The organism is Chamaesiphon sp. OTE_75_metabat_556 (genome assembly GCF_031378165.1).
Taxonomy (GTDB): domain Bacteria; phylum Cyanobacteriota; class Cyanobacteriia; order Cyanobacteriales; family Chamaesiphonaceae; genus Chamaesiphon.
This window is the reverse complement of sequence record NZ_JANNDR010000296.1, coordinates 1-5,453: the sequence shown is the minus strand read 5'-3', so window position 1 is coordinate 5,453 and position 5,453 is coordinate 1. Positions and strand designations below refer to the sequence as shown.

Sequence of the window (5,453 nt, the reverse complement as noted above, 5' to 3'; positions counted from 1 at the left end):
ATTGCAGCGGGATTTAATGCCCCGATCGCGGGCGTGTTTTTTGCCTTAGAGTTGGTATTGGGTACTACGTTTGCGACTTCGGCGGTGAGTGTAGTGGTATTGGCGGCGGTAGTCGCATCGCTAGTCGCGCAGATTGGCTTGGGAGCCAAACCGGCATTTGCGCTACCTGTTTACGAAGTCAAGAGTTTATTCGAGCTACCACTCTATTTAGTATTGGGCGGTTTGGCGAGTTTGGTTTCATTTGCCTACACCCAAACTGTCGATTTTGCCAGAGCCGCTTTCCAGGGGAATATCAGTTATTTGGCCGCACTAGGCAAAATTCCACGTTGCTTGACCCCCGTGCTGGGTGGGGCGATCGTCGGGATTGTGGCGTTGAAGTTTCCGCAAGTCACGGGCATCGGCTATGAAACGATCGAGGCGATGTTGCAAGATGTCCAATTTTCACTGCTACTGCTCGTCTCGATTTTGGCAATCAAAATGTTGCTGACAGCAATCAGTCTAGGTAGTGGTTTAGTGGGTGGTTTGTTTGCACCGTCGATGTTTTTGGGGGCGACGATGGGGGCGATTTATGGTAAATCGCTAGTCTTATTGTTTCCTAGCCTGAGCAGTCAGATTGCTGCGCCGCCAGCCTACGCAATGGTCGGAATGGCAGCGGTACTAGCGAGTAGTGCCAGAGCACCATTGACGGCGATTCTGTTGATGTTTGAGCTGACTCGCGACTATCGGATCGTGTTACCAGTTATGGCTTGTGTGGGTTTGAGTATTTGGGCGATCGAACGGATCAACCCCAAAGCAAAATCGACGGACAAATTGGATAAATTAGATAAGTTGGCTCTAAGCCTCCAACCAGATCGAGATCGCGATATGCTGCAACAGCTCTGCGTTCGGGATGCGATGGATACTAACTATCTGCGGTTGTCCGATCGCCTCGATCTGCTGGCTGCTGGCTTACAATTAACTCAAAGTAATTGCCATAGTGCGCTAGTCATTGACGATCGACACGAACCGATCGGGATCGTCACTCTACACGATCTGAGTCGGGCGATTTCGCAAGCGGAAGCCACCGCCCAACCCAATTATCTAATAACTAATTATGTGGGAAATATCTGCTCGAAAAACCTGTTTTATGCGGATATCGACGAACCGATTACTGATGCGATCGATCGGATGAATGCCAGAGGATTACATCAATTACCCGTGATTGACAGCTCGATGCCACAGCAGGTTTTGGGCATTCTTCAGCAAGAACGCATCGCACTAGCCTGTAGTGTTGCTGCTACCCGTCAAGCTTTGAGCAAATATCAAATGTCTGTACTCATCCCCGTGGCTACGCTCGATCGCGATTGAGATTCGATCGAGCTAACTAACTGTTAATCATCGATCGTTAATCATTAATAAAAGAGGGAGTAGTAATCGATCGATTACTACTCCCTCTTTTATCGGCTGACAGCTAATCTCTACTGTCAATCCATCCGTTAAGTTTGATTTCTAGGGGTCGGTATCAACTACTTTAGATGGATTAGTGTTGATTTTTGTCGCGATTTGCTCGACAGCATCTGCCGTTGCTGCTGACAGGAGTTTTGCCTCTTGATTGTTGCCATCATTACCGAAGCTCACACCCCGAAATTGAACCGCATTACTACCATGATTAGATGAACCAACACCTTGGGCAGTATACAGAATCTCACCAGTTTTGGTGTCGATCGCGCGCATGTTGATTTTGACATTAGCAGTTGTTTTACCACCACCAACACTGCCAAACATCGGCAGGCTAATCCCCTGAGATTGTTTGTCGATATTGAACTCTGTTACCGAGCCAATAATAATTGTCTGGACGCCCAACACCCGACCGACTTTAGCAGCACTACTCGTATCGATTCTGCCAGTTTTGCCGAGATTTTGTTCTTGAAGAACTTGGTCGAGCTTAGTGCGCTCGATCACTGCAAAATGGCCGCCATCTACTAGCTTGTTAACGAGAATTTCATTGACAGCTTTGATATTAGTTTGTAGCCACGGTGCCCAGTCACTGCCGATCGTACTAAATTCAAAATCCATTACAGCAATTCTCGGCCTTTTCGCTTTTTTGCTCACATTCAGGCTAACTAAATTAGGATTAGCCGCATCGATCGAAGTTGCTCGTTCATTGGCAGTAGCTGGACTGACATCGGCAATCCTAAGACTAGTCAGTAGTGTTGTGGCAATTAATAGGGAAGAAGATGCGATTTTGAGCAGAGAGAACTTTTGAGACATAACTAATTTTGAAGTAAATAAAATAGTTGCAAATATGCTACCAGCATAATCTTTGGGTGTCCGATCGTCAATAGAAAATCTTAAGTATTTAGGCCGAATCAATTCAAAAATCAAGGTGTCACTCGATCGCAATTGTTAAGTATTTAGACCTAAATAAATCTCCAGATATTTTGCTTTTAGACGCATCGAAATTAACGCCCAGAAAATTCTTAGCATTTGTTAGCGAACGGTTTTAATGCTCGGCTATTTGTGGCAATGTCGATCGTCAATAGATCGAAAGAGCTAATTTTTCAGCACCAATCTCTCAATAGATCGAGCCTACTCGTGCGATGTTTCCCGTTCAAAGAGATTCAAACATAGCTGTAAAACCAGGTATTGTCAGACATGCTTCCGTAAAGTCTTCGGCATCGCTGACATTTTCGATTTGATACTCCATAATTCGGCGTTCGTCACCATGCATTTTTTTAGATGAGAGTAAACTTGCTGGATATTTAGTCGCCAGCTCTTTGAAGGCTGTGCCTTGAATGCGCCAGTCGTCAGCAGAACAGTTAATTGTGACACGCCACATAGCAGGGGGAAGCAAAGAGGACTAGAGAGACAAAACACGATTGGCTAGAACGTGGCGAGCATTGAGCTACTCGCTATCTAGACTTCAATCATTTCGAGAATGTTTCCGCAAATTTACATCAATCGATCGACTGTCGATCGATTGGCAATTGACTCTCCATCAGTATTGCACTTGTCAATGGAAATAGCCGCGATCGCCATCATGAGCGATCGCGGCGTGCGGTAGACTAAGACTCAGCCAGTATTCCGCATTCCAGCCGCAATTCCATTAATCGTCAATAAGGCACCATCGAGCAGCTCTTTCTTGCTGTAGCGGGAGTAGATCATTCCCGTACCACCATGTTGACGCAACCGTTTGAGCAACGAGACTTGGAGAAAGCCCAGCGGCACGATGCTGCCATTGCGAAGCTGGATTGATCGCTGGAGTTCGGGATTGTCATCTAGAAATTTTTCGTGTCCAGAAATCCGCAAGATCGCGTCGCGGACGAGGTTGTACTCCCGAGCGATCTGGTTGAATAACACCTCAAACTGCTCTTTGTTCTCCGGTTGAGATAGTTCATCTACATAGTGACGCGCAATCTGTAAATCGACTTTGGAGATCGTCATTTCGACTTTGGAAATGGCCATCCGGAAAAACGGCCATTTACGGTAGAAACCTTGCAGCAATTCAAAATTCTCCGTCGGCGATTCCGCCACAAATTCCTGGAGAGCCGAGCCGACACCATACCAAGAAGGCAGCAGAAAGCGGCTTTGCGTCCAACTAAATACCCATGGAATCGCCCGCAGACTGGCGATGTCGCGGTTGCCGCCACGCCGCCGTGCGGGACGGGAACTGATTTGAAGGTGACTGATTTCATCGATCGGCGTCACTTGATGAAAGAAGTCCACCAAATCGGGACAATCATAAATCAGGGCGCGATAATGTTTGCGAGATCGATCGGCGAGATCTTCCATCACCTCATTCCACGGCTCAATATCATCGATACCGCCAGACATCAGACTGGTTTGGATCACGGCACTGGCGACTTGCTCTAGATTGTAGAGTGCGAGTTCGGGCAAGGAATATTTTGACGCGAGCACTTCACCTTGTTCGGTGATTTTGATCCGACCGTTAATACTCTGTCCAGGTTGTGCCAAGATCGCTTCGTGTGAGGGGCCACCCCCTCTACCGACACTACCCCCTCTGCCATGAAAAATCCGCAGTTTGACAGCGAATTTCTCGGCGATCGCTTGGAGGGATTTTTGGGCTTTGTGGATTTCCCAATTGCTACTGAGGAAGCCAGCATCTTTATTACTATCGGAGTAACCCAACATCACCTCTTGGAGATTGGGAACTAGTCCAGGGATCGCATTTTCCGGCGTAGGCTGATATCCACCCGACAAAGCCGCCCGATACAGGGGTAGCTCGAATAGCGATTGCATCACAATCGGTGCCTTTTTGAGATCTTCGACGGTTTCAAATAAGGGGACGACTTGCAAGCTGGTAATGCCCGTCGCAGGATCGTACAATCCCGCTTCTTTGGCCAGGAGCATAACTTCGAGAACGTCACTGACATCCCGATTCATACTGATGACATAGGTTTGACTGATTTCGGGGCCAAATTCCTGATGGAGTCGGCGCAGCATCCGAAAAGTTGCAACCGTTTCGACGGTTTTGGGCGAGAAGGGAAGTTCGCCGGGAATTAATGGTCTGCGGGTTTGCAGTTCGCTCACCAACCATTGGACGCGATCGACCTCGGATAGCTCGTGATAGGATTGCGGCAAAACTTGGAGATATTCAGCGATTTCAGCGATCGTATCAGCATGACGACTGCTTTCTTGGCGGATATCGAGTTGGGCGAGATTGAAGCCATAAATTTCGACCTGACAGATCAGCGTTTCTAAGGCTTGACAAGTCAAACCAGTTTGGAGCAAACTTTGGCGGATCAGACCCAACTCCTTGAGAAAATCTGCCCCCGAATGGTAGCAGGTATTGGGGTTGAGATCGGTTTGGGGAAATTGCAAGCTATCCCAGTCAGAGACTTGCCGCGACCTGTCGAGGGTATTGGAGAGCCGTTTGATGATGTAGGTGAGCTTGAGCCGATAGGGTTCTTGGCGATAGCGGATCGCCAACTCATCGTAGATTTCGGGGAAATGAGATTTATCCTGTTCCAGCGATTCTAGTAATGCTGGCAACACATTGCTCCAATGCAAGGACAGACTCAAAGAGTTCGTCAAGCCGCGCGTGGATTTAATATATTTTTTGAGGACGATGCCCCGTTGATAGCAAGCCGTCTGCCAGGTGATTTTGGGCGTCACGGAGGGATTGCCATCGCGATCGGAACCGACCCACGAACCAAACCGACAGAAGCGATTGCTGGGCGGCCGCAGATGGGGAAAAGATTGTTTCACCGCCAGATTCAATCGTTGCGATAGCTGGGGAATCGCATCGAATAAGACTTCCTCAAAATAGTGCAGCGTGTAATCGACTTCGTCGAGGACAGTGGGTTTAAATTGATGTAATTCATCCGTGCGCCACCACAGCAGAATTTCTTCGAGCAATTGCCCTTCGAGTTCGGCAACTTCCCAAGAAGAGGCGATGCCGAGTCGCTTCATATCCTCCTCAGCGAGGTCGAGTTTTTCGAGGATTTTGGCAA

5 protein-coding genes are annotated in these 5,453 nt (G+C 48.0%); 2 read left to right on the top strand and 3 right to left on the bottom strand.

Features of this window, described 5'->3' with window-relative positions; genetic code table 11:
• On the top strand, window positions 1-1,347 hold a 1,347-nt coding region (locus RMO27_RS11965; protein WP_309732707.1), incomplete at its 5' end, for a chloride channel protein.
• 141 nt (window positions 1,348-1,488) lie between these two features.
• Here the strand turns inward: RMO27_RS11965 and RMO27_RS11960 are convergent.
• Window positions 1,489-2,250 carry a CsgG/HfaB family protein gene (locus tag RMO27_RS11960; protein WP_309732705.1) on the bottom strand — a complete coding sequence of 254 codons (762 nt, stop codon included), beginning with the start codon at window positions 2,248-2,250 and terminating at the stop codon, window positions 1,489-1,491.
• Window positions 2,251-2,590: 340 nt separating this feature from the next.
• Window positions 2,591-2,818 (bottom strand): hypothetical protein, encoded by a 228-nt coding sequence (locus RMO27_RS11955; protein ID WP_309732703.1) that lies wholly within the window; start codon window positions 2,816-2,818, stop codon window positions 2,591-2,593.
• Between the two features lie 99 nt (window positions 2,819-2,917).
• Between RMO27_RS11955 and RMO27_RS11950 the strand changes: the two genes are divergently transcribed.
• Entirely contained in the window at window positions 2,918-3,043 is a 126-nt protein-coding gene (locus RMO27_RS11950) for a hypothetical protein (protein ID WP_309732701.1), read from the top strand.
• Window positions 3,044-3,051: 8 nt separating this feature from the next.
• On the opposite strand, the gene ppc is transcribed toward RMO27_RS11950, so the two are convergent.
• On the bottom strand, window positions 3,052-5,453 hold a 2,402-nt coding region (gene ppc, locus RMO27_RS11945), incomplete at its 5' end, for a phosphoenolpyruvate carboxylase (RefSeq protein WP_309732699.1).

Coding starts and splice junctions, on each gene's coding strand:
- RMO27_RS11950 (WP_309732701.1), top strand. CDS start 2,918: ATGTTTCCGCAAATTTACATCAATCGATCGACTGTCGATCGATTGGCA.
- RMO27_RS11960 (WP_309732705.1), bottom strand. CDS start 2,250: ATGTCTCAAAAGTTCTCTCTGCTCAAAATCGCATCTTCTTCCCTATTA.
- RMO27_RS11955 (WP_309732703.1), bottom strand. CDS start 2,818: ATGTGGCGTGTCACAATTAACTGTTCTGCTGACGACTGGCGCATTCAA.